The sequence below is a fragment of the Marinifilum caeruleilacunae genome, from assembly GCF_013141825.1.
GTDB lineage: Bacteria > Bacteroidota > Bacteroidia > Bacteroidales > Marinifilaceae > Marinifilum > Marinifilum caeruleilacunae.
Genome location: NZ_RZNH01000001.1, coordinates 277,898 through 302,153, shown reverse-complemented (window position 1 = coordinate 302,153; position 24,256 = coordinate 277,898). Strand labels below are relative to the sequence as shown.

At 38.3% G+C, this 24,256-nt stretch carries 19 protein-coding genes; 4 read left to right on the top strand and 15 right to left on the bottom strand.

Annotation, left to right across the window (positions count from 1 at the left end; genetic code table 11):
- Positions 1-106: 106 nt before the first annotated feature.
- Genes ELS83_RS01370 through ELS83_RS01360 form a run of 3 tightly spaced genes read right to left on the bottom strand, consistent with a single transcriptional unit; the run spans position 107 to position 5,348 of the window.
- Positions 107-3,733 (bottom strand): ABC transporter permease/M1 family aminopeptidase, encoded by a 3,627-nt coding sequence (locus ELS83_RS01370; RefSeq protein WP_171593701.1) that lies wholly within the window; start codon positions 3,731-3,733, stop codon positions 107-109.
- 39 nt (positions 3,734-3,772) lie between these two features.
- A complete protein-coding gene (locus ELS83_RS01365) occupies positions 3,773-4,636 on the bottom strand; it encodes an ABC transporter ATP-binding protein (protein ID WP_171593700.1) in 864 nt (287 codons plus the stop codon).
- Between the two features lie 25 nt (positions 4,637-4,661).
- A complete protein-coding gene (locus tag ELS83_RS01360) occupies positions 4,662-5,348 on the bottom strand; it encodes a hypothetical protein (protein WP_171593699.1) in 687 nt (228 codons plus the stop codon).
- Between the two features lie 190 nt (positions 5,349-5,538).
- Here ELS83_RS01360 and ELS83_RS01355 point away from each other — a divergent pair, with 190 nt between their 5' ends.
- Entirely contained in the window at positions 5,539-6,996 is a 1,458-nt protein-coding gene (locus ELS83_RS01355) for a sensor histidine kinase (RefSeq protein ID WP_171593698.1), read from the top strand.
- A gap of 2 nt (positions 6,997-6,998) precedes the next feature.
- Positions 6,999-7,685, top strand: coding sequence for a response regulator transcription factor (locus tag ELS83_RS01350; protein WP_171593697.1), 687 nt, complete (start codon positions 6,999-7,001; stop codon positions 7,683-7,685).
- Positions 7,686-7,908: 223 nt separating this feature from the next.
- Here ELS83_RS01350 and ELS83_RS01345 read toward each other — a convergent pair whose 3' ends face one another.
- The 5 genes from ELS83_RS01345 to ELS83_RS01325 all read right to left on the bottom strand — a co-directional run bounded on the left by ELS83_RS01345 (position 7,909) and on the right by ELS83_RS01325 (position 11,730).
- Positions 7,909-8,754 carry an SDR family oxidoreductase gene (locus tag ELS83_RS01345; protein ID WP_171593696.1) on the bottom strand — a complete coding sequence of 282 codons (846 nt, stop codon included), beginning with the start codon at positions 8,752-8,754 and terminating at the stop codon, positions 7,909-7,911.
- Between the two features lie 375 nt (positions 8,755-9,129).
- Positions 9,130-9,993, bottom strand: a complete 864-nt coding sequence (locus ELS83_RS01340) for a helix-turn-helix domain-containing protein (protein WP_171593695.1) — start codon at positions 9,991-9,993, stop codon at positions 9,130-9,132.
- Between the two features lie 76 nt (positions 9,994-10,069).
- Positions 10,070-10,333, bottom strand: a complete 264-nt coding sequence (locus ELS83_RS01335) for a cysteine-rich small domain-containing protein (RefSeq protein WP_171593694.1) — start codon at positions 10,331-10,333, stop codon at positions 10,070-10,072.
- A 148-nt stretch (positions 10,334-10,481) separates the two neighbouring features.
- Positions 10,482-10,859 (bottom strand): pyridoxamine 5'-phosphate oxidase family protein, encoded by a 378-nt coding sequence (locus ELS83_RS01330; RefSeq protein WP_171593693.1) that lies wholly within the window; start codon positions 10,857-10,859, stop codon positions 10,482-10,484.
- Positions 10,860-10,869: 10 nt separating this feature from the next.
- Entirely contained in the window at positions 10,870-11,730 is an 861-nt protein-coding gene (locus tag ELS83_RS01325) for a nuclear transport factor 2 family protein (RefSeq protein WP_216616295.1), read from the bottom strand.
- 276 nt (positions 11,731-12,006) lie between these two features.
- Between ELS83_RS01325 and pepF the strand changes: the two genes are divergently transcribed.
- Entirely contained in the window at positions 12,007-13,914 is a 1,908-nt protein-coding gene (gene pepF / locus ELS83_RS01320; RefSeq protein WP_216616293.1) for an oligoendopeptidase F, read from the top strand.
- 47 nt (positions 13,915-13,961) lie between these two features.
- On the opposite strand, the gene ELS83_RS01315 is transcribed toward pepF, so the two are convergent.
- From ELS83_RS01315 to ELS83_RS01285, 7 genes are all read right to left on the bottom strand, one after another.
- Entirely contained in the window at positions 13,962-14,351 is a 390-nt protein-coding gene (locus tag ELS83_RS01315; RefSeq protein ID WP_171593692.1) for a VOC family protein, read from the bottom strand.
- Positions 14,352-14,568: 217 nt separating this feature from the next.
- Positions 14,569-15,990 (bottom strand): efflux transporter outer membrane subunit, encoded by a 1,422-nt coding sequence (locus ELS83_RS01310; protein ID WP_171593691.1) that lies wholly within the window; start codon positions 15,988-15,990, stop codon positions 14,569-14,571.
- A gap of 11 nt (positions 15,991-16,001) precedes the next feature.
- The gene (locus tag ELS83_RS01305) at positions 16,002-19,154 is read right to left on the bottom strand and encodes an efflux RND transporter permease subunit (RefSeq protein WP_171593690.1); all 3,153 of its coding nucleotides are present in this window, start codon (positions 19,152-19,154) and stop codon (positions 16,002-16,004) included.
- 37 nt (positions 19,155-19,191) lie between these two features.
- Positions 19,192-20,346: an efflux RND transporter periplasmic adaptor subunit gene (locus tag ELS83_RS01300; RefSeq protein ID WP_171593689.1), complete on the bottom strand. Its 1,155-nt coding sequence runs from the start codon at positions 20,344-20,346 to the stop codon at positions 19,192-19,194.
- 141 nt (positions 20,347-20,487) lie between these two features.
- Positions 20,488-20,997: a GbsR/MarR family transcriptional regulator gene (locus ELS83_RS01295; RefSeq protein WP_171593688.1), complete on the bottom strand. Its 510-nt coding sequence runs from the start codon at positions 20,995-20,997 to the stop codon at positions 20,488-20,490.
- 122 nt (positions 20,998-21,119) lie between these two features.
- Positions 21,120-21,848 carry a LytR/AlgR family response regulator transcription factor gene (locus ELS83_RS01290; protein WP_171593687.1) on the bottom strand — a complete coding sequence of 243 codons (729 nt, stop codon included), beginning with the start codon at positions 21,846-21,848 and terminating at the stop codon, positions 21,120-21,122.
- The gene (locus tag ELS83_RS01285; RefSeq protein ID WP_171593686.1) at positions 21,838-22,905 is read right to left on the bottom strand and encodes a sensor histidine kinase; all 1,068 of its coding nucleotides are present in this window, start codon (positions 22,903-22,905) and stop codon (positions 21,838-21,840) included. The genes ELS83_RS01290 and ELS83_RS01285 overlap by 11 nt, the downstream gene beginning before the upstream one ends.
- Positions 22,906-23,127: 222 nt before the next feature.
- On the opposite strand from ELS83_RS01285, the gene ELS83_RS01280 reads away from it, so the two are divergent.
- Complete coding sequence (locus ELS83_RS01280; protein WP_171593685.1) at positions 23,128-24,243, top strand: efflux RND transporter periplasmic adaptor subunit; 1,116 nt, start codon at positions 23,128-23,130, stop codon at positions 24,241-24,243.
- Positions 24,244-24,256: the final 13 nt, after the last annotated feature.

Genomic DNA, 24,256 nt, shown 5'->3' with positions numbered 1-24,256 from the left:
GAACCGCCGTATACGAGACCCGTACGTACGGTGGTGTGAGAGGCACAGTGGCGGTCAGTTGACCGTCACCTGTCTACTCGATCCTGTTTTATTAATTAAAACTAGCTCATCCCTTCTTTTTCTTGCTAATTTCAATCGGGCTGCGTGTCCATTCTTTTGTCACGATCATGTAGTTCGGGTCAAGAACAAAGGTATTGGGTTTGCGTGCTACCGTAAATTGAATTTTGTTCTTACCAGATTTCAACTGTAGCTTCTCATTGTACAACTCTTTTTTCTTTGAATTGAAAGCCGCAAGTTCAATGTAATCATTGCAAGGAGCTTCGGTTTCTTTGCCTTTTCCGTCGATATAATGCTTTTTAATATCGATTACGGCATCTACTGTATAGGTAAAATCCTTATTACGTGTATAACTTACCGAATCAACACTGGTCGAATACATGGTATTTTTTTCCAATACATCCTCGACAAAATATTGCAGACTGTCAGGAGTTTCCAGTTTAATCCTGTCAATCAGGTCGGTGGTTGTTGGGTAGGGTGCTCCTTTGAAAGCATGTTCTTTTAAAAATCCACTTAACACATTCATGAATTTTTCTTTGCCAAGATAGTTGCCCAAGGCATTCATTGCCAATGCTCCTTTTTGGTAGTAGGTACTTTGTTGATATGGAGCTACCCTGGCCAATGGTCGCTCAGCACGCGATTCATCCTTGCGGGAACTGAGATATTTGAACATCTCATTCTTAAAGAATTTGTTCATTCTCTCCTTATCGAAATAAGTTTCCATGCATTGCAGGGCACTGTATTGCGTAATGGCTTCCATCAACATTTGCGATCCTTCCACATCGGCAGCAATTAATTGGTGTGCCCACCACTGATGAGCCATTTCGTGAGCAGTAACAAAAAATGGATAATCTATAATTTTCTCATCGCTCTGGATATTTTCCTGATCCAGTTCACGCAAATCGGCAATAAAACCAATCCCTTCCGAGAAAGGAATCATGTTCGGGAACGACTGTGCATAGCTCGAATATCTTGGAAATTCAACAATACGCAATTGGTCGAATTGGTAAGGCGAATAATTCCTGCTGTAGGTATCCAAAGAAACTTTTACACCTTTCATCATATTTTCGAGGTTGTACTCATGACCCTTGTGATAGTAAATGCTCAATTCCACTTTTTTGCCATTCTCATCCACCCACTCATCTCTCATTACTTCATATTTCCCCGAAAGGATAGCATAATAATGAACCATAGGGTGTTCCGACTTATAATGGAAATAATTTCGATTGCCCTCTTTCCACGATTTTATCAGCTTACCCGGAGTTAAGGCCCTTTGATCGGCCGACGTACTCACCACAGCTTCATAATTGATAAAATGAGCATCATCGGTAATAAAGTTTCGCTGTATTCCTTTCGGATCGTCAATACTTCTAACAATATCGCGTTCCGGTAATTTGTGTTTCTCGCGTAAGCGTTTGTCAGTAAGTTCTCCATTTGATTTGTAACCAATCGAAGGAAATAATGAATTGTAAAGGAATGAACCATTTTTACGGCAGATGTTATTGGCTCCGCCCATATGGAAACCATCATTGTACCCTTCAAACTCAAATTTCAGATTGAGTTTTTCGTTCGCCTGCAAGGCCTCATCCAGTTTGTAGATATAGATGTGAAAATCATCATCGCTGGCAATCAATCTTGCACTCCTGTCAAGTTCCAACTTTTGAATGTACTTGTTGGAATTAATGAAGATGGTATCCATTGACGAAGCGCTCAAATTTTGAAGACTATAGCTTCCCTGGGCCAAAAAGTCTCCCTTTTCCGGATACAAATCAGCTTTAAGCTTTACATCGGTGATTTTTGGTTGAGCAATGTTCTCATACTTTTTAAAATCATTTTCGTATCGAACCGACTCCAGTTCACGCTCAAGCGAAGTTTTAAACTCACTTTTGATATTGGTATTGTAAAAAATATAGCTTGCCAAAAGCAAAGCTATTGATGCCATTACAATCATTCCTTTGGCAGGATTTCCCTTCACTCTTTGCTTGAACAGCTCAAGTCTTGTTCGCCAATGGCTTTCGGTCTGACTAACAAATAGCTGATTGCCGATAATCAGTAATACTCCTGCAATGGCTAACCAATAGAACTTAAATATCCAATACGGTATGAGATCAAATCCATAGCCATTCATATCAGAATAACTTACTCCGGGAGCAGCACCATAAATTAAGAGGGAATGCTTTAAAATCAGGCTGGCAAAATATTTATCGATCACCCAATACAGGACGATGAAAACATAGGCCATATAACGGCTGTTTACGACAATGTGAATAAGGAATGCAAGCACAATTAAGAGCAATGAACTTACGAAGTTAATGCCAAACTCTGACATGAAATAAAGGCCGAGTTCAAACTTGTAATATCCAGCCAAACTTTGAGCAATTACTCCACATACAATCAAAATTAGTTTGATAAATGCAATCCCCAGACTTAAGGCCACTATCTTACTAATTAGGCTCAACCAACGAGGTAGAGGATAGGTGTGGAAAATTTCGTGGAGCTTATGATCACGATCGCGCCACATCATTTCACCCGAAAAAAGCAATACAATGATAAAAATAAAGAATTGGATACTACCACCAAAAATGCCTAGAACCTGGTAAGTAACAGGGTAGGTGTTGGTGTCGTACATTTTACCAATGCCTTTTGAAGCTACAAACAGAAAAACAACCATGATGAGTGAAATCAACCAAAAATAGCTGTTTCTGAATAATTTGGAGCTTTCGAAACGCAGCAGTTGCAGGAAAGTTTTCCAGGTATTTTTACTCAATCTAACAGTTGGGCGCTCAATTCCTTCTTCTTCAATAAATGAATCAGTACAGCTATTTTCACTCTCAGACCTTTTAATCAATTGAATCTTACGCAGGTTAAAACTAAAACGGAAACGGAAATAGGTAAAGCAGAGCAACAGACTACCAAAACCCAGCCAAAGTAACCTGTTGTAAAGGAAAACATCTTTTAATTGCGCACCACTCTCGTTCATGTCTGATGCAGAAACATTGGTGGTAACCTTAAAAGATGCTGCTATGCCAAATGGATCCAATAGGGATGCTAAAGTCTGACTTTCCAGGTCTCTAAAAAGGCTCATCGAAACGCCATACAGAATGTATAAGGCAAGAATGGAAATCCAGTTAATAACAAGGCTTCGTAACAAGATACTAAGTGAAAAGAATATAGTGCTTACTAAAAATACATTTGGCAATATTCTTGACAGATAGGGATACAGGTAAGCCGACCACTCGTTAGGACCGAAATAGTCGTGGTTTAAATAAGGCATTTGTGTACCGACAAACAAACCCAAAGCAACTCCAGTAAAAGCTAAAATACTTAGTGAATAGGCAGCACAAAATCTGCCAAACAGGTAATTAAATTTTTTAAGTGGTGTGCTAAACATCAACTCTAAAGTGTTGTGCTGATAATCTTTCATCACCACATTGGCACAAATAGCTGCAACAACAAAAATTCCCAGGTAGGAAAAGCTTCGCAGAATGATATCGAGAACGAAAGGTGAATTGATATATACACTATCACCGGCCATTCGGATGTTTATGCTCTTTAGAGCACCTCCTGCCGCATTCATTATGGCAAAGGCGATGAGGAACAATATGCACCAGTATATGTATATGGCCGGTCGGTGCAAGGCTCGTTTAATTTCGAATCGGAATATTTCGTAGAACATGCTTTGATTTTTAAATTAGAACTAAGCTATCGGTCGTTATTATTTAATGGCAGAAAAGTAAACGTCTTCCAAATCGGGATTTACCTTTTCGAAGCCGTTGTGCGGATTCTCTTCCTGTAGCACATGAATTAAAGGTTTTCCTTCGTTTAGATGAGAAGTTATGAGCTGATAACTTGCTTTGTATTCTTCCATTTCTTGCTTTGAAATGCGTTTTTCCCAGATTTTCCCATTTAGCTCAGTTATCAGATCTGATGGACGTCCATTCACCAAAACTTCTCCATTGTTGATGATGGCCATATCATTGCATAAATCTTTTACATCATCCACAATGTGGGTGGAAAGAATCACCACCTTATCCTCGCTAATTTCGCTCAGCAAATTGTTGAATCGGTTGCGCTCGGCAGGATCCAACCCAGCTGTAGGTTCGTCTACAATAATCAATTCGGGTTTACCCAAAAGAGCCAAGGCAATTCCAAAGCGTTGTTTCATTCCTCCACTAAAGGTGTGAACACTCTTCTTACGATCTTTGAATAGATTTACCTGGTTTAAAAGAAACTGGACCATTTCCTTACGTTCCGATGCAGCGTGAATCCCTTTCAAAACCGCAAAATGGTTTAGTAATTCCTGAGCGCTTATACGCGGATATACGCCAAATTCTTGTGGAAGGTAGCCCAATATATTTTTGACAGCATCCTTTTCTTTGAGTACATCAATGCCGTTAAAGCTGATGATTCCTTCATCGGGATCCTGAAGTGTAGCAATGGTTCTCATTAAGGATGATTTGCCGGCACCATTGGGGCCAAGTAATCCAAACATGCCACTTCCTATGCTTAGGTTTAAATTGTTTAATGCTTTTACCCCGTTTGGGTAAGTCTTTGATATATTCTTGATGGTTAATTGCATTTTTTACAATTTTAATTGTTCATTACTAATTCTTAATTACTTTGCCTCTCATGGCTTTCATTTCGCTCAACTTTTCTTCCTGAAGATCCTGGAATTGCTCTGCGGTAATTTCCTCAGACTGAACTGCTTTCAACTCTTTTTCATCAAAATCCTCTGAGATTGAAACTGCTTTATAGCTTAGCATGTCATTCTCGATGGCAAGAATAGCACCCTCTAAAAACATTGGAGCCAGTGGGCTAATGTAAGATGGCAGTTCTTTTGTCACCCAAAAGCTGTATGCTCCATCTTCGCTTTTGTATTCCTCACATTTGTAATTCAGTATGCTCTTAGTTTTTCCGGTTGGCTTGGCATCTGTTATCTTTTCAATCTTTGTTTCTGAATGAAAAAGTTCATTGTCCAATTCAATGTATTTTCGGAACACATTCTTTTCGAAATTGAACCAGGTTTTACTATCGCCACCGCCCATTTGAATCATGATGCCTTTGGGCTTTTGGGAAGGTGCACTTTTGAAACATCCGAATTTCTCGTTGAAAATAAACTGAAAGTTTTGTGTTGTGGTTTCAGGAATCATTGCCTTTAATGCCTGTTGTTCAGGCGAAAGATTCTTGTGAATGTTAATGGTGTTTTCATAAAGAATTGTTCCTTGCTTTTGTGCAAATGTGTAGGCTACCGAAAGCAGAATGGCTAGTGCTGTAACAATTATTCTTTTCATACTTTTAAATTTTTATTTGTGTTAATAAAGGGATTGTTAAAATCACATCAGCAAATGTATTGGCAGAGAAAAAGAAAATTGGTTAATGCACTGTTATCTAGTGTTAACGTGTGTTAACGGTGTGAGATACACTTGCAATTTGAAGCAGATAAGTTGTACTTTAGCAGTGACAAAAGAAAATCATAATCAAATGAAGAAACGGATTCGAATTATATTTCTACTCATCATTGCGTCCCTTATCGGCTTAATTATTATTCAGGGATTTTGGATTACAAAATTCTACAGAATCAATAAAGAACAGGTAGCCAAAGAGATTAAATTGAGCCTTGAAAACGGCGTAAAAAAGGAAATGACTTTGCGCTATGCACAGCATACAAGTGTATTGTTTCCCAATATCGATACAAAATCGGTTGTATTTGTTGCCGATTCGCTTTCCAATCCTGAGTTGGATTCCATAGTTCAGCTTGTGAGAAAAGGGAAAAAACTCAATCCAGCCAACATTACGTATCATGTAAGCTCGGTCCAAGGCTCAATTCCAGAACTCGATTCTGTTCCTGAGACAGTTGAGCTTAGATTAAGAGAAATGCTTGGTTCACTTCTTTCCGATCAGCAAGTTTCTATTCAATTACATCTTATCGATTCTATGCTTCGCGCTGATATGGATCGCAGTGGGTTTGATATGGAGTATCAGCTCAAAATACATGATAGAATGCTTTCATCATCGCAGATAGATGATAATGCTTTATTAAATGGAGAGGAAGATAGCAAGGCCTTTTTAACTCACAAGGTTCCTGCTACCATTCTTGGAGATAAGGAAATTCATTTACGAATAGATGGTAGCGTATTACAACTTTTCAGTTCGCCGATTGTAAAAGGAAGTTTCCTGGCCACCCTTGCTCTTCTGATATTGGTTGTAAGCAGTTATTTCTACATGCTAAAAACCATTTTCGATCAGAAAAAGCTCTCGAGCACCAAAAGCGATTTTATTAATAACATGACCCATGAATTGAAAACGCCTATTGCAACAGTTTCGGCCATTGTAGAATCCATGCAGAATTTTGGTGTTTTGGACGACAGGCAGAAGACAGAGAAGTATTTGGATGTATCGAAAAAGGAATTGGGTAGATTGTCAGGTTTGGTAGAGAAGGTGCTAAACATGGCACGAGAGGAGAGAGAGCCATTAAAAATGAATCCCGAACAGTTGAATATACGTGAGGTTTTTGATAATATTATTAATAGTCAGACCATCAAACAGGTGGAAAAACAGCTTTCTTTCGATCTTAAGATTGATGAGGATGCCGAGAAAGTTACTGCAGATTGTTTTCATCTGGTAAATGTAATGCATAACCTGATTGAGAATAGTATTAAATATTCTAATGATCCGCTTATGATCCGTATCGCCAGCGAGCGAAATGGAGAGTACATTAAAATCAGCTTAAGCGATAATGGTATTGGAATTCCCAAAAGGCACCAGTCAAAAGTGTTCGATCAGTTTTATCGTGTGCCTACAGGCGATGTACACGATGTAAAAGGTTTTGGTTTGGGATTGTACTATGTAAGGAATATCGTTGAAAAACATGGTGGAAAAATTGGCTTGCACAGTGAAATTGGTGCAGGAAGTACATTTATCATTAATTTACCCCTTTAGTCATGAATGAATCAATGAAAATTCTATTTGTAGAAGACGAGGAAGCCTTGGGAATGGTGGTTAGCGATAGCCTGAGAAGCCGAGGTTTCGAGGTAGATTATCATACCGATGGAGAAAGTGCTTTGCAAGCAGCCTTAAAGAACCGCTACGATGTGTTGGTATTGGATGTAATGCTGCCCAAAATGGATGGATTTAGCCTGGCCAGGGAGTTTCGCAAAAACAACAGCTCAACACCTATTATATTTCTTACAGCACGTTCGCAAACCGAAGATGTAGTGGAAGGATTCGAACTTGGCGGAAATGATTACCTAAAGAAACCATTCAGCATGGAAGAGCTGATTGTAAGGGTGAAATCATTGACGGGTCGAGCTTTAAACAAGGAAACCAGTGAATTAGAAGAGTGCTTTGTAGGAAAGTACAAATTCAATATTCAGAAGCAAACACTAGAGCTGGATGGCAAAACTAAAAGCCTTACACACAGGGAATCGCAGGTACTGTTCATGCTGTTCGAGAAAAGAAACCAGGTACTCGAACGCAAACAGGTTTTAGACCAGCTTTGGGGAGATGATTCCTTCTTTAACGGGCGAAGTATGGATGTGTTTATTACCCGCCTGAGAAAATACCTGAGGGACGATCCAAACATTCAGATTGTAAATATCCGGGGAATCGGTTACAAATTAATGTTGTAAATGAAAGTGAAACTTTCCCGAAGTTGTGGATCGACATAACAACGGGTGCTGATGTATTGTAGTAGTGTTTGCATATTGTGTTTTCTAAACTTTAAAAGTACACATCATCATGCAAAAATACTTAGGCTTGATTGAATAATTACTGGAATATTTTCATAGATACGCAAATCGGGAATCTCTTTTCAGAAATTCCCGATGATTGCACTTGTTGATCTGTTTTTATTTATTGCAAAGCAATTTTTACTGATTTGGTAATTGGAGTAGTGGGTCTTCCTAAAATGCCTGAAAGCTGCTTAGAATTGTTGAACAAAGCACCATTTGAAGCGCTAATGTCGCAATTGGCCAATGCCTTTGCAAATCCTCCAGGAAGCCCAATGTTTTCCAGGATATTCGCAAACTCATCCTCTGGTAAATTGTTGTAAGGAATGTTTTTCCCAGTCTGGCGAGAAACTTCTTCGGCCAACATGCCCAGGGTATAATATTCGTCACCAGCCAATTCGTAGGTTTGTCCTTTGTGTTTCTCATCAGCAAGAACAATTGCGGCAGCTTCTGCATAATCAGCGCGAGCTGCTGACGAAATTTTTCCTTCTCCGGCACTTCCAAGAAATGCTCCACCGCCAACAGCTCCCGGTACAGAGGCAGTATAGTTTTCGTGGTACCATCCGTTTCTTAAAAGTGTGTACTCAATACCCGATTCGCTAAGTATTTTTTCAGTTTCAACATGTTCTGGTGCTAACACGATATCGGTCGTATCAGCGTGAAGAATACTGGTATAAACAATCCAGTTTACACCCGCTTCTTTTGCTGCGTCGATTACATGTTTGTGTTGCTGGGTGCGTTGTCCTATTTCACTTCCCGAAATCAATAAAAGTCTGTCAATACCTTTTAAAGCAGCACCTAAAAATTCAGGCTTGCTGTAATCAAATTCGCGTGCTTCAACTCCCAGGGCGGCGGCTTTCTCTGTATTTCGTGCCAATGCCACGATGTTTTCTGCTGAAACTCTTTTTTTTAATTCTTCAACAACAATACTACCCAATTGTCCTGTTGCTCCTGTAACTGCAATTTTCATATCTTTTGTTTTTAATAACCTGAGTTCGATAAAAAATATTGTCACAGTTTGTTCTGGTTTTGAGTAGAAATTTTTTCAAATACTCGAAGTAATATTGGGATATTTCGAGAGAAATTGAGGAAATTTATGCCAAAAGCAGGTAAATTCTTTAAAAATCATCTTCATCCAGTCTTTACATTAAAAACTCTTCAAAATACCCCGGTATTCTTTCTGATTTTTTAATGCAAATCCCGAATAAATATAATTTTCTGTTACCGATATTTTTAATCGAACTCAGGTTAATAGTTTGTATTCTTACATCTTACAATACAAAAGTATGGGAGAGCGCATTTGTTGAAAAGGTAAAAATGTACCCTTACATGGTAAAATCAGAATTTATTGTTTTAGTGTTGTTTTCTGATATTCGGTGGGAAGCATATTTACTCTTGATTTAAAGTACTTGGTAAAGTTGGTCGGATCTTCGAAACCAATTTCGTATGCAATTTCTTTTATGGAAAGGGTAGTATAGCCCAATAATCGTTTCACTTCTAATATCAACCTATCTTCCATAAATTGCTTGGCATTGGTGTTTACATACAGCTTAATGGCGGCATTGAGTTGTTTAGGAGTTACTTTTAGTGTTTCGCAAATATCACTTACTCGTAATTTATAGGATATTTTTTCTTCAACAATTTTCTTGAATTGGATATAGGTGTCAAAAGAATCATTGCATATGATATCTACTCTTTCGCGCTTGTTTCTCTCAATTTGAATCAGGAAATTTTTCAAAAGATTGCGTTGGAATTCTGCAGTGTCAAACTGTAATTCTTTGCTTTGCTCTGCAATCATTTCTTCGAGGAGGGTATAGACTTCTTTATTGGCAAAATTGCTGATGGGTTTTAAGGAATGGGTAAAAATGGTATAGTCATAAAGATATTGATAATCGCCTCCTCCTTTGATAATAAAATCGGGGGTAAACACCACAGCATATCCTTCTGCTTGTACATTGGCAGAGAAACGTTGCACCTGGCCCATTGCAATGGGAATTACTGTATTTTCAGAATAAGCAATTTTCTCGAAATCAACTTCGTGAACTCCTCTTCCTTTTGTAAAGATGAGGATCTGATAAAAATTTAAGCGGTGGGCTTTATGATTCGATTCATGTGAGTGTTTCAGAATTCTTTCCAATGGAATGATTTCCAATCCTAATTTGGTGCTTTTGTTGTTGAAGTTATACTTCGGTATGCTGTTTTCACTCATCAGGTATTCCTGTTTTGTTTCGAATCTTAAAAATAATAAAAGAGTCAGTGAATGTGGCTCTTTTGCGATATGATTTTTAATCTTCTCTTTTTCCTTTTTCCATGACCAATCCCATTTTGCTCATTACATGCTCGTAAGATCCTTTGGTGTGCGGCAATGTGCAATCGGCACAATTTTTAATTCCATTCTCGGTGTAAGAGTAATTTCCACCACATTTGTCGCCCAACATATACAAAGGGCAAAAACAAAATAAGCAGTTAAACTCACTCTCGTTTTTTACCTTATGGCATGGGAAATATTCACATTTTGTATTTTGGACGAATTTGTAATTTTCTGACATGATTGCTTCTTTTCTTTTCCATTAAAACTGTTTACAATATTAAGTTTTTTGATTGTGATTATTTCAAATTGAAACAAGTTTAATAGCATAAGAAAAAGCTCAAGAAAGAACACTCTTCCATGAGCTCAGGTTTTATGGAAACAATAATTTAAGAAATTCGGGATATTGTGGCCCTTATTTGATCCAGGTAGAAAACTTCGAAATCCGGATTTGTAGCTTCGTGATAAATCCCCTTAACCAGTGGACTGTGTTTCAACACCTGTTCTTTTACCTCCATATTGTCTTCAAATACAACATCTGCACAAAGTCTCATCCACGATAGGTCATTGTGCGAAGCACACAGTTCTATTGACTTGTTTTGTTGCAATTCTCTATACACTTCTTTCTGATTGGAGGTGCAAAACCATAACTTGCCATCCTGTTCAAACATGAACTGAAAAGGACGTACTTTTGGTTTGTGATCAAGGCCTACTGTTGCCAAATACTGTAAGTTCGATTTTAGCAAATAATCAACGTATTCCTTCATGTTTTTGGACTTAGAAATTGAACTTTCCATTGCTGTTTTGTGCCTCAGAATCAGGTAAAATTTTCTCGATGGTATCCCAGTGTTCCACAATTTTTCCATTTTCGATTCTAAACAAATCGTAGAATGCCACTTTCTCTTTCATGAAAATCCCTTCCGATACGGCTAAAACAAAATTGCCTTCACCTAAGATGATATGATTCTTTTCGTAGACCATTGGCATTCCTGCATCGGTCAAAGTTTTTAATGCTTCCGATAATCCAGCCAAACCATCTTTCACTGCCGGATTGTGCTGATCGTACTGTTCGGCAGATATGTAATCGGTAATTTTATTTGGATTTGCACCCAGAAAAACATCCTGAATTAAGTTCTTCACAAGAAGTTTGTTATCGTCCGTTGCATCAAGATTTTTCACTTCTGTAGGACCATCAATTTGTGTTCTTCCCGAAGCAGTTTCGTTTACTTTTTCCTGCAAATTGTCCCAGTGTTCAACAATTAAACCATTTTCGAAACGGAAGATGTCGAAACCAATTTTTGGGCCGAAAAAGTTGTAGTCGGTATGTGCAAATACGAAGTTTCCATCTCCAAATACTCGAACAGTGTTAACTTTTGGAGCCAGGGAAGGATCTGCAGCTGCCGCTTCAGCCAATTGTGCCAATGCCGCACCAAAACCTGCCAATCCATCGCCTACCGCCTGATTGTGCTGAATGTATTTGTTCGGATTGATGTAGGCCACAGGTTCTGTTGCCCCGGTTTCAATCGATTTTAAAAGCTCAACCACTTTTTGTTTGTTACTCAAGTCTGCGCTTGCATTGCTCTTGTCACACGAAAATAAAAGTGTGCATAATGTCATTACTAATACTAAATTCTTCATCGCTTTTTTTGTATTAAAATTTGTTGCTACAAAGATGAGGCAGCGGAGAGCCTTGCGAAAGGTAAGTTTAGGTCTATGAATGGTAAAATTCAATTTTTCGATCGAAACCGGATCAATTGCTCATGAATTATATCCTGAAAAAAGCCATGAATATCGGAGTATAGATTCAATGATCTAAAAAATATAAGATTCCATTCTGATGATTTGTGGAATGAGACATTATCGCCATATATTTGCTTGTAATAGGGAAAAATTAACTATTAATACTTATACAAAATGAACACAAATTTAAGGAGTGTGAGAAGAATCTTTAGCTTGGTTCTTCTTATTGCATGTACCATGTGGCAAGCTACTGCCCAGGTAAATTATGAAACTCGCGAAGAGATTCCGGCAAAATACAAGTGGAATTTCTCTGATATCTATGAAAATTGGGAAGCCTGGGAAGCTGATTTCAAGGCCATTTCGGAAGACATGAAACAGATTCAATCCTTTAAAGGAAAATTGGGTGAAAGTTCTGAAAATTTGGCAAAAATGCTAAAGATCCAGGAAGACCTAATGAAAAAAGCTTACAAAGTTTACCAGTTTGTTTCTTTTCAAAGTACAGTAGATCAAAGAAATATGGAGTTAATGGCTAAGCTTCAGCAGGTTCAGTTGTTGTTTGCACAGTTTGGTGTAGCTACAGCATGGATTTCTCCTGAAATGATCCAAATTCCTGAAGCAACCATGAAAGAGTGGGTGACTACAAATCCTGGTTTGAAAGATCATAAATTCGACTTAATGGACATGTACCGCTTGCAAAAGCATGTTTTGAGTGAAGAAATGGAGCAATTGTTATCATACTATTCGCAAGTAACAGGTACGGCAGGTAGCGTATTTACTGCACTTTCGACTGCTGATATTGAGTTCCAGGAAGTAGAATTATCTGATGGCAAAAAAGTGAAAGTTACCCCTGGTGTTTACTCACAAATTGTGACCAACAACCTTAACCAGGAAGATCGTAAAAAGGCTTACGAAGCGTTGTACGATGTATATTATAAGAACAAGAATACTTATGCTGCCATTTACAATGGTATTGTTCAGGCAAACTGGGCAGGTGCTCGTGCTAAAAATTACGAATCGTGCTTAGATGCAAAACTGGAAGGAAATAACATTCCAAAAGATGTTTACCTGAACCTGATTAAAACGGTTAAAGAAAACACAGCTCCAATGCGCAAGTATGTAGAGCTTAGAAAGAAAGTTTTAGGTCTTGAAAAATACTATGGTTTTGATGGTTCTATCAGCTTGACTGATTTTAATAAAAACTACCCATACGAAGAGGCAGTTGATGTAGTGGTTGAGTCGGTTCTTCCTTTAGGAAAAGAGTACCAGGCTAAGCTGAAAAATGCAACTGAAAGTGGTTGGTTAGATGTTTATGAGAACCCAGGAAAGCGTTCGGGTGCTTTTTCAGCAGGTGTTTATGGTGTTCACCCATACATGCTGTTAAACTACGATGAAACTTTGGATTACGTGTTTACATTGGCTCATGAGTTGGGACATACCATGCACACAACTCTTTCAAACGAAACGCAGCCATTTGCAACCCACGGTTATACCATTTTCGTAGCCGAGGTAGCTTCAACTTTTAACGAGCGTTTGTTGTTGGATCATATGATGGCGAATACCAAGGATCCGAATGAAAGAATTGCATTGTTAACACAGGCAATTGAAGGGATTATTGGTACTTTCTATGCACAAACCATGTTTGCCGATTACGAGTACCAGGTACACGCAATGGTAGAGCAGGGAAAACCTGTAAATGCTGATGTGTTGACAAATGTTTGGGGAGGTATTGCCAACGAGTATTATGGCGATGTAACTGAAAAAACAAAGTATTCAAACTATCCATGGACAAGAATTCCTCACTTCTACAACTCACCATTCTATGTATACCAGTACGCAACCTGTTTTGCTTCATCGGCTAAGCTGTACAAGGATGTAATGGAAGGCGATAAGAAGGATAGAAAAGCTGCTTTGGAAAGATACATTACATTATTGCAATCAGGTGGTAATGATTTCCCAATGGAACAGTTGAAAAAAGCAGGTGTTGATTTGTCGAAACCAGAAACCATTATGGCAGTGATTAACCAGCTGGATGAGTTGGTAGATCAATTGGCTGCTGAACTTGAAAAAGTAAAGAAAAGCTAAATTTTGGCCTCTTAATATAAAAAAGCAGCTCAGAGGAGCTGCTTTTTTTATGCGGTTATTTCCACATGATTGCCTTCGCAATCTTCTATTACACTTTCGTAGTATCCATCGCCTGTGGTTCGTGGCTCTCCAATAATTTGATATCCATCTTTACGAATGTGATCGGTAAGTTGATCAACCAATTCTTTAGATCCCAGGGAAATGGCAAAATGTGTTAATCCCAACGTTTTGGGATAATTTTGTAAGGATTCGGCAATTTCTGGATTGTGCATCAATTCAATTCTGCAGGAAGCCTGTTTAAAGGAGAGGAAATAGGAGCTGAATTGTTTTTTAGGATTCACATACTTGTTGTTGCAATCCATATCGAAATACTTCATGTAAAATTCTTTCGTTTTTTCCAGATCCTTTGTCCAGATAGCAATGTGGTCTATTCTCATTTTCTTTAATTGTGTGTTTTTGGAAGGCTAAAGATATGCTGAATCATTGAGTAAAACCATATGTTTACAAAGTAAAACAGCATCGCCTCACAAGGAAACGATGCTGCCTAAGATATGCTAATGAAAGGTAAAATAAGAAAAGTGTGACCAGATCATTCAGTTGAAGAACCACCAACAACTATTATACCCACTATCGATCTGGTCACTTCATCCCACTTTATTTTTGTTGCCATCCGCCACCTAAAGCAAGGTAGAGTTCTACGATGGCATTTAATTGTTTAAATTTCGAATCGATTGTATTGATTTCTGAATTTAAGGCATTGCCTCGTGCGGTTAACACTTCCAGGTAGGTTGTGTTTTGATAGGCACTATTTAGCAATTGCTCAGAATAAACTACAGCCTGTTGTAAGGCTTCCAATTCTTTCAGCCTGATTTCATATTGTTTCTGCTCAGCCTCATATGAATACAGAGCATCAGAAACCTCTTTGCTAGCTGTAAGAAGCGATTTTTTGAAATTGTATTTTGCTTCCTGTTGAGCCGCTTTTGCTGCCTCATACTGCGATCTTACCCTGCGTGAGTTTAAAACAGGTTGAGCCAAATTGCCAATTAAATTGCTGAAAATTGATCCTGAATCGAACCAGTCGTCAAAATTTGTACTTTCTAATCCTGCAGTAGCACTTAAGCTAATGCTTGGATAGAAATTACTTTTGGCAACATTGGTCAATTCAAAAGCATTCATTAATCCATACTCGGCTGCCATTACATCTGGGCGGTTGCGTAACAATTGACTAGGATATCCTGTTTTTAACGCTATTTCGATTGTTTGTTCTGCCAGCGTACTTCTCTCAATATTTCCTGCAGATTTACCCAATAGCAGAGAAATGGTATTTTCAAGCAGTACAACATTTTGTTCCAAATCTGACAGTAAGATTTGTGTGCTGTACAATTGTGCCTCGGTTTGCTTAACCGCTGCTTCGGTTACCCGACCAGCTTCTTTCAGGCTTTTCATGGTTTCGAGACTTTCCTTACGTGTGGTCACCGTTTTTTCTGCGACTTCTACCTGGGCATCAAGAGCTAGCAATTGATAGTATGCCGATGTTAGATTGGCAACCAAAGCACTTTCTACGGCTCTTCTCGATGCTTCCGACTGCAGGTAACCTGCCTGGAAAGCTCTCTTATTACTCCTGATTTTTCCCCAAATATCAGCTTCCCACGAAATGCTTCCATTCAATTGGTAATTCTCATAATTTGGACCATTTCCGCCAGCCGACATGCCGGATAGGGAGTTATTGGACAATTCGTAGTTGCCACCATTGGCACTTAAGTTAATGGTAGGCAAATAACCCATTCGGCCTTGCTTGAAGTATGCCTCGGCAGCATTTACTCTCTCAACAGCCATTAATAAATCCAGGTTCGATTGTAAAGCCTCCTGAATCAGGTTGTTCAGTTTTGCATCTGTAAAGAGTTGCTCCCATGGCATTTGGGCCAAAGTTGTCGAATCAGTAGTTGAAATATTTCGATACTGATCTTCTATTTCAATTTCGGGCGTTTGGTATTTTTTGGCAACAAAGCAGGATTGTAAGCCTGTCGCTGCAATTAAGACCAATACTACGCCTATTATTCTATTTCTTGTTTTCATCTTACAATTCATTATTCTGCATTTTCCAATTCAATCGCCTCTGGTTTTGGTGCTCCACTTATTTTTTCCTGAATAATCTGGAAAATCACAAAGAATGCCGGGATTACAAATACACCAAACACAGTACCGATTAACATACCACCTACGGCACCAGTTCCAATTGAACGGTTTCCAACCGCGCCTGCACCACTCGATAACATCAATGGGAGTAGTCCAAGAATAAAGGCAAAAGAGGTCATTAGAATTGGACGCAAACGTGCTTTTGCACCTTCGGCAGCAGCTTGCAATAATTCCATTCCTGCTCTTCTTCTTTGCAAGGCAAACTCAACAATCAGAATGGCATTCTTTGCCAAAAGTCCGATAAGCATGATCAATGCAACCTGGAAATAGATGTTATTATCCAAACCAAAGAGCTTCACAAAGAAGATTCCTCCAAATATCCCGATAGGTAAGGATAAAATGATAGAGAATGGAAGAATATAACTTTCGTACTGCGCTGCAAGTAGGAAGTAGACAAATATCAAACTCAAAATAAAGATTACAATGGCTTGATTTCCGGCCTTTTCCTCTTCACGGGTCATCCCAGAGAATTCGTATCCATAATTCGAAGGAAGCGTTTGCTCTGCCACTTCGCGGATAGCGGTAATGGCATCACCTGTACTGTATCCAGGATTCACATTTCCATTAATGGTAGCCGAATTGAACAGGTTGAATCGATTCACCACATCAGGACCATTTACCTTTTTAAGGTTCACAAACTGACTTACTGAAACCAACTCGCCGCGAGCATTTTGTACGTAGATGTTGTTCAAGGCATCAACGGTTTCCCTGTCTTCAGGCGAAGCTTGAATCATTACACGGTATTGCTTTCCAAAACGGTTAAAGTCGGCAGCATACCAGCTTCCCAGGTATCCTTGAAGGGTTGAGAATAAACCGCTAACAGAAATACCAGCTTCTTTTACTTTTTCAACATTTACATCCATTTTATACTGCGGAAACCCGGTGTTGAATGAGGTAATCGCATATTGAATTTCAGGACGTTGATTTAAGGCTCCAAGGAATTGGTTACTTTTTTCCATCAAATCGCTAAATTCACCATTCGATTTATCTTGTAGGCGCATTTCAAATCCATCCGAATTCCCGAATCCCATCACAGTAGGAGGAGTGAAGAACAGAATTTGCGCTTCGGTAATTCCAGCGGTCATACCGAAAAGTTGTCCTACGATGGCCTGAACCTGTTCATGATCTTCTTTTCTTTCGGCCCAAGGTTTTAATTTGGCTACAGCAAATGCTTTCGAACCACCATTGGTATTACTCATCAAACTAAAACCATTCACAAACATGGTTTCTTCAACCACATCAATCTGGTTAATGATGGCTTCCACTTTTTTAGAAACCTGGGCAGTACGATCCAAGGTAGTTCCAGGAGGCAATGTAATGTCCACAAAAATCATCCCCTGATCCTCGTTAGGAATAAATCCTGTTGGTGTGGTTTTGAAAAACCATCCTGCCAAAGCAATAAATACAACAAGGATTCCACCTGCCAGCCATTTTCTGCGAATCAAAGTTTTTACTGAATTGGTGTAACGCTCTGTCATGGCATCGAAACCTACATTAAAAGCACCATAAAAACGGTTCAGGAAACCTTGTTTTTGATGTTCATCTTTGTTGTGAGGTTTTAACAATATGGCACAAAGCGCAGGACTTAATGTTAAAGCATTAATTGCCGATATGATAATTGCCACTGCCAATGTTAAGGCAAACTGCTGGTAGAATGCACCTGTAGAACCTTTTAAAAAGGATACCGGTACGAATACTGCCGACATGACCAGTGTAATCGAGATAATTGCCCCGGTAATTTCATTCATGGCAGAAATGGTTGCCTTCTTGGCACTTTTGGCGCCGCCATCTAATTTGGCATGTACCGCTTCCACCACCACAATGGCATCATCTACCACAATACCAATGGCCAGTACGAGGGCAAACAAGGTTAACATGTTGATTGAGAAACCAAACAGGTTGAGGAAGAAAAATGTACCTACAATTGCAACTGGTACGGCTATGGCTGGAATCAGGGTAGACCTGAAATCCTGCAAGAAAATAAACACCACCAGGAATACCAGTAAAAATGCTTCGATAAGTGTTGTAATAACGTGATCGATAGAGGCATCCAAAAACTCTCTGGTATTGTACGGAATCACATACTTTACACCAGGAGGGAAGTTTTTAGAATTTTCTTTCAGCGATTTTTCAATTTCTGTAATAATTTCTTTTGCATTCGATCCGGAGGTTTGATTTACACCAATACCTACCGATGGAAACGAGTTGGTCACATTTTCGGTGACATAACTGAAGGCTCCCAATTCAACCCTGGCAACATCTTTTAAACGAAGAAAATCACTATTCCCTTCGCTGCGAAGAATGATATTTTCGTACTCTTCCTGTGTAGAAAGCTTCCCTTTGTAACGGATTACGTATTCGAATGCTTGTTTCGAAGTTTCTCCAAACTTACCAGGAGCAGCTTCCAGGTTTTGATCGTTTAAAGCGTTCACAACATCTTGCGGAGTTAATCCGTAAGAGGCCATTTTTTCAGGCTTAAGCCAGATTCTCATCGAGTAATCGCGTGAGCCAAAAACATTGGCACCACCTACACCTTTAATCCTTTTGATAATTGGCAATAGGTTAATACGCGCATAGTTTTCAATAAAAGTTTCATCGAAATCTTCATTCTCGGAATATAGCGAGAAGAACATTAAGAAGGCACTTTGTACCTTTTGGGTTGTTACACCCGATTGAATTACCTGCTGTGGCAATCTGCTGGTTACCGTGGCAACCCTGTTTTGTACGTTTACCGCTGCAATATCGGCATTGGTTCCCAGTTCGAAATATACATTAATAGTAGCGGTTCCATCGTTACTCGACGATGATGCCATATAGGTCATGTTTTCAACACCGTTTACTGCTTCTTCGATGGGTGTAACCACACTTTTCAAAATGGTTTCCGCATTGGCTCCAGGATAGGTAGCCCTAATCTCTACTGTAGGAGGAGCAATTTCAGGAAACTGCTCAACAGGCAATGATGTTAAGCCCAGAACCCCTAAAATTAGGATGAGTATAGATATTACGGTCGATAATACCGGCCGTTCAATAAATCTCTGTAACATGTTTGTTTACTTGAAAATTCTAATAAATCTTTTTTACTTATTCTTTTGAGAATGCTGCATTTGATGCTTCATTGTTTCCCATTTGAGGAATAATTTCCATTCCCTCGCGAAGCTTAATTAATCCGTCAACAACAAACTTCTGACCAGATTCGATTCCTTTGGACACGATAAAATGTGTATCGGTTGTATTTGAAATACGTACTTCTTTCGATTGTACTTTATTCTCGTCGTTTACCAGGTAAACGAATTTTTTACCCTGCAATTCGAAGGTTGCTTTTTGTGGCAAAAGAACAACATCGTCAATGGTTGATGGCATTTTAACCTTTCCACTGATTCCACTTCTTAACAAGTGATCAGGATTTGGGAAAATTGCTCTGTAACTAACACTTCCCGTTCTTGGATTTACCATACCATTAATGGTTTCAATTCTTCCTTTTTGTGTATAGATTGAACCATCAGCCAATACCAATTCTACTTCTGGCAATTGCTTGATTTTATCTTCGATGCTGCTTCCATTCAACTGTCGGTTAAATTGTAGCAACTGCTTTTCGTTCAAAGTAAAATAAGCATACACATTCTTAATGTTAGATACTGTTGTTAATGGCTGAGTTTCGGTTCTCCCAACAAGACTTCCTACTTTATAAGGCAGGCTTCCAATCATCCCATCAACCGGACTTTTAATAATGGTATAGTCCAGGTTTTCTTTCGCATTCTGATATTGAGCTTTGGCTGCGATTAGCTGTGCCTTAGCCGCATTCAAATTACTCTCTGCCGTTGTTAACTGAATGGCGCTAATGATATTTTGCTCAACCAATGGCTTGATTTTATCTACCTCGACCTGGGCTGATACAACTTGAGCTTCGGCAACATTAATGTTGGCTTTGGCTGCTTTGGCTTGCTGATTTAAAGTCTCTGCACTTAATTTAAACAGCAGCTGACCTTTGCGAACCTGCTCACCTTCATCAACAAAAATTTGGTCTACAAAACCATCTACTTTCGGTCTGATTTCGATATTCTGAACACCTTCGATATTGGCTGCATATTCGGTGAAAGTTGTAACATTCGCTTTTTCAATTTTTTGCACAGGAAATGGCATTGGGCCATGTCCCATTTGTGGTTGATTTCCACTCTGACAAGATGCTAATCCCAGCAGGAGGATAGCTGCACTAATGAACAAATTGATTCGATTCATTTTTTAATTTGCTTAAGTTCTTATGGTTCGGACAAAAACGAACCAGTAGGATGTTGATATATTAATTTGAAATTATTTACTGTTAATCAGATCGTTAAAATGATTTCTGTTTTAGATATTGATGTGTATAATTGAGGTAAGTTATTTCTGTTTCATACACTTGTTAATGATCTGCTCCTTTAGAGTTTCCATTCCTTCTACCGAACTATTCAGGTAATCGAGGTATGGATGATCTTCATGAAATTCAAACTTCTTATTTGGATCTGTTATCAATTCATTTGCTCTTTGCTTGAGTTGAATCACTTCTTCAATAAGGTTTCTTTCTGTTTTTACTTTTTTTAAATCTCTGTCGATAAAGGCAAGAAATCCAACCGGAGATAATCTGAAATATTTTTTCCTGTCACCAGGTTTTGTGTAATACTCCACAATCTCCATATTACCAAGTTTTTGAAGATTGGTAGAAATGGTACTTTTACTTGCACCCAGGAAATTCACCAACTCTTCGAAGGTATTTCCATTGTTCTCTGTAAACAGCAGAGTAGAGAAAATTCTGGCTGCTATTGGAGGAAAATTCTCATTTTTCTCCATAAACATTCCATACCTTTCTACAATCTCTTTCTTTTTCTCTTCTATGTCGTTCAGATTCTTCATTTGTTTCAAACTTTCGATGCAAATATACGATTAGTTCGGATCGAGCCGAACTAAAAAATATTAAAATTCATAAAAGAATATTTAACAACGCTTTTAAAAGTACTAAAACAGCGGGTTTTGGCTTATTTTTTTAGGTGAGCATTGATTAGCTCCATAAAGTTTTGCCTGTAGATTTGACCAATTGGAATTTTTTGATCGCTGATTTCAATTTGATTTCCTTCTATTGCATTAATTTCACTTAGCGCAATAATAAAAGATTTGTGCACACGAGGGAAACGGCTTTTAGGGAGTAAATCTTCCATTCTTTTAATGGTGAGTTTACTTACAATGCTTCTCTCTTTAAGGTGTATTTTAATGTAATCACCCAAACCTTCTACATACACAATCTCATTAAAATTTAATTTGATCGTTTTTTTATCGGCCTTTATAAATATAAACTCTTCCGGCTTGCTGGTATCCACCTGCGCGTTAAGAATTGTATTTTCGCTTTTCGCCTTTAGTTTTTCTTCAATTTTTGATACCGATTTCAAGAATCTAGGAAATGGAATTGGTTTGTGTAAATAATCAATTACATCCAATTCGAAAGCCTCAACTGCATATTCTCTGTAGGCTGTGGTGATTACAACTGCAGGAGGATGCCTTAAATTTTCAAGAAAACTCAATCCGGTTACTTTCGGCATATTTATATCCAGAAACATGGCATCGATATTTTGATCGTTTAATACCTGCATGGCTTCCAGTGCATTTTTACACGACCTTACAAGTTCCAGGTGGGGAATATCAGAAATAAACTTTTCCAACACCTTTCTTGCGTGAACTTCATCATCTACGATTATGCATTTAATGTTCATATTCCTTGTTTAAAGTGATACAGACCAAAGTTTGATATTGAGTCTCATTTTCCGTTATAATAAAGCTGTGACTTTTCGGGTATAATAAATGTAACCTCTTTTTCACATTTTCGATTCCCAATCCTCCAGGTTTTTCATTTTTAGGTTGATCAGGATCTATAGGATTTGATATTTTCAATTCTATTTTATCCACGCTAAAACGCAAATCGATATTGATTTCAGATTTCTCTGATTCGCTCTGGACTCCATGTTTGAATGCATTCTCGATTAGAGGAATAAATAGCAGTGGCGGCACTTTATAGTTTTGATCTTCGCCTGTTATTTTTAAGTTGATATTGGCCGTATCTTCTACACGAAGCGATTCCAATTCGATATAATTGTTAATAAACTGCACCTCTTTTTCGAGTTTCACCTTCTCATCTTTACACTCATAAAGCATGTAGCTGATTAACTGGCTCAGTTTAAGGATCATTTCAGGAGTTTTTACAGAATCGTACAAACTCATCGAATAAATATTGTTTAAGGTATTGAAAAGGAAGTGTGGATTCACCTGCTCTTTCAGTAAATTCAATTCTGCTTCGAGCTGTTCCTGTGCTTTGGCTGTAAACTTTAAGTTTTCATCTTTTAAGGCAATCCATTCTTTCACAAAGTGGAAGAGAGTGGTTGACAAAAGGAAGATGTTTAGTTTGAAAAAGTTCAGCAAAATCAACCTTTCCGGATGCTCGTAAAGCATTTTCTTCATATGAACATCGGGAAACATGTAGAAGGTGATGCTCAGGAAAGTAACCATCACAATTACCGATAGAATAATCAGTAAAATATATTTCAAATACCTTCCTGTATTCCAGAATTTGGGTATCAGGAATCGAAGATTGAAATATACAGTGATTACAATGGCAAGCAATTGTATACTTTCAAATATGATTTCATTGTTCACACGCTCTGGTTCCATATCCACAAAACGCCCCAGTTCCAGGAGTATAAAAACGGTCCAGAAGGACAAGTGTTGAACCAAACGAATGGAGAAAAATTGATATAATCTATCCTTGATATTCATTTAAACTTAAATTTTCATCTAATGAATGCATAATTATTCTCGTCTGCATAAAATATCGACCAACTCGATCGGAACGTCGGTAAACACATGCAAATTCGAATTTAACCAATAATATCTACAAAAATGAATCTATTGCCATTTAATGGCTGCTGTTGGTCGATTAGATTTAAAAACGAGATAATTAATGGATATGATTGTAGCAAAATTTAAAAGCAATCAATCATGTTGAAAAGAAAGAGTATTCTTCTGGGCCTTTTAGTGATCGTAGCCTGTATTGCCTTAAGCATTTTATTTGCTGGCATGAAAAAAGCTCCTAAAGAAAAGGAAGCTGTAGCAAAAGAAATTGTTCTTCCTGTTCAGGAAGTTAATAATACCGAATTAGATCTTCACCTTTCTGTTGTGGGTAAGCTCGAAGCTTATTCCAAAATGGAAGTGTATGCCGAGGTGAGTGGAATTTTGGAAAACTCCGGCAAGGCATTTCTGGAGGGAATTCAGTTCAGTACCGGCGAAACACTTTTATCGATTAACAAAAGTAAGTTTGAGTCGGAAGTGTTTTCGAATCGAAGCAGTTTTATGAATAAAATTGCAAACATTCTTCCCGATTTAAAATATGATTATCCGGATAGCTATTCTGTGTGGGAACAGTATTTGAAAGATTTTGAAGTGGAACAATTCATCAGTCCAATTCCTGAACCACTAAACGAAAAAGAGAAATACTACCTGGCAGGCAAAAGTGTTTACACCGATTACTACAATTTGAAAAGCCAGGAAGAACAGTTGAGAAAATATAGCATTCGTGCGCCTTTTAATGGAGAAGTTATCGAATCGAATATTAAGCCGGGAACTTTGGTAATGTCGGGTCAAAAACTGGGCGAATTTGTAAATACCAGCGTGTTCGATTTGGTGGTAGGAGTTGATTTGAACAACCTGCATGGAATCGAAGCAGGAAATGAGGTGAAGTTGTACTCGAATGCCACAGGGCAAAAATGGAATGGCAAAGTAAGACGAATCAGCAATAAAATAGATGACAAAACCCAAATGGTGAATGTTTACATTTCTGTTTCGGGGAAAGGCTTAAAAGAATCGATGTTTTTAAATGCTGATATTTCCTTGTCGCAACAGGTAATGGGAATCGAAATACCAAGAAAATTACTTGCCGATTCGGAACATGTTTTCGTTGTCAATAACAAAACGGTTCATCTTCAGGAGATTCACGTAATTCAGCGAAAAGAAAACACAGTTATTATTGAAGGCCTGGCAAACGGAAGCTTGCTGGCTCTAAAAACATCTGCAATACACGAGGGATTAACAGTTGTTCCTGTTCAAAATATGCAATAATAATCACTAACGA

Excerpts from the sequence above, each read along its gene's own strand:
- ELS83_RS01310 (WP_171593691.1), bottom strand. The coding sequence starts at position 15,990 with ATGAAAACAAGAAATAGAATAATAGGCGTAGTATTGGTCTTAATTGCA.
- ELS83_RS01365 (WP_171593700.1), bottom strand. The coding sequence starts at position 4,636 with ATGCAATTAACCATCAAGAATATATCAAAGACTTACCCAAACGGGGTA.
- ELS83_RS01340 (WP_171593695.1), bottom strand. The coding sequence starts at position 9,993 with ATGAGTGAAAACAGCATACCGAAGTATAACTTCAACAACAAAAGCACC.
- ELS83_RS01305 (WP_171593690.1), bottom strand. The coding sequence starts at position 19,154 with ATGTTACAGAGATTTATTGAACGGCCGGTATTATCGACCGTAATATCT.
- ELS83_RS01330 (WP_171593693.1), bottom strand. The coding sequence starts at position 10,859 with ATGAAGGAATACGTTGATTATTTGCTAAAATCGAACTTACAGTATTTG.
- ELS83_RS01295 (WP_171593688.1), bottom strand. The coding sequence starts at position 20,997 with ATGAAGAATCTGAACGACATAGAAGAGAAAAAGAAAGAGATTGTAGAA.
- ELS83_RS01345 (WP_171593696.1), bottom strand. The coding sequence starts at position 8,754 with ATGAAAATTGCAGTTACAGGAGCAACAGGACAATTGGGTAGTATTGTT.
- ELS83_RS01360 (WP_171593699.1), bottom strand. The coding sequence starts at position 5,348 with ATGAAAAGAATAATTGTTACAGCACTAGCCATTCTGCTTTCGGTAGCC.
- ELS83_RS01370 (WP_171593701.1), bottom strand. The coding sequence starts at position 3,733 with ATGTTCTACGAAATATTCCGATTCGAAATTAAACGAGCCTTGCACCGA.
- ELS83_RS01280 (WP_171593685.1), top strand. The coding sequence starts at position 23,128 with ATGTTGAAAAGAAAGAGTATTCTTCTGGGCCTTTTAGTGATCGTAGCC.
- ELS83_RS01285 (WP_171593686.1), bottom strand. The coding sequence starts at position 22,905 with ATGAATATCAAGGATAGATTATATCAATTTTTCTCCATTCGTTTGGTT.
- ELS83_RS01325 (WP_216616295.1), bottom strand. The coding sequence starts at position 11,730 with ATGAAGAATTTAGTATTAGTAATGACATTATGCACACTTTTATTTTCG.
- ELS83_RS01350 (WP_171593697.1), top strand. The coding sequence starts at position 6,999 with ATGAATGAATCAATGAAAATTCTATTTGTAGAAGACGAGGAAGCCTTG.
- ELS83_RS01315 (WP_171593692.1), bottom strand. The coding sequence starts at position 14,351 with ATGAGAATAGACCACATTGCTATCTGGACAAAGGATCTGGAAAAAACG.
- ELS83_RS01355 (WP_171593698.1), top strand. The coding sequence starts at position 5,539 with ATGAAGAAACGGATTCGAATTATATTTCTACTCATCATTGCGTCCCTT.
- ELS83_RS01335 (WP_171593694.1), bottom strand. The coding sequence starts at position 10,333 with ATGTCAGAAAATTACAAATTCGTCCAAAATACAAAATGTGAATATTTC.
- ELS83_RS01290 (WP_171593687.1), bottom strand. The coding sequence starts at position 21,848 with ATGAACATTAAATGCATAATCGTAGATGATGAAGTTCACGCAAGAAAG.
- pepF (WP_216616293.1), top strand. The coding sequence starts at position 12,007 with ATGAACACAAATTTAAGGAGTGTGAGAAGAATCTTTAGCTTGGTTCTT.
- ELS83_RS01300 (WP_171593689.1), bottom strand. The coding sequence starts at position 20,346 with ATGAATCGAATCAATTTGTTCATTAGTGCAGCTATCCTCCTGCTGGGA.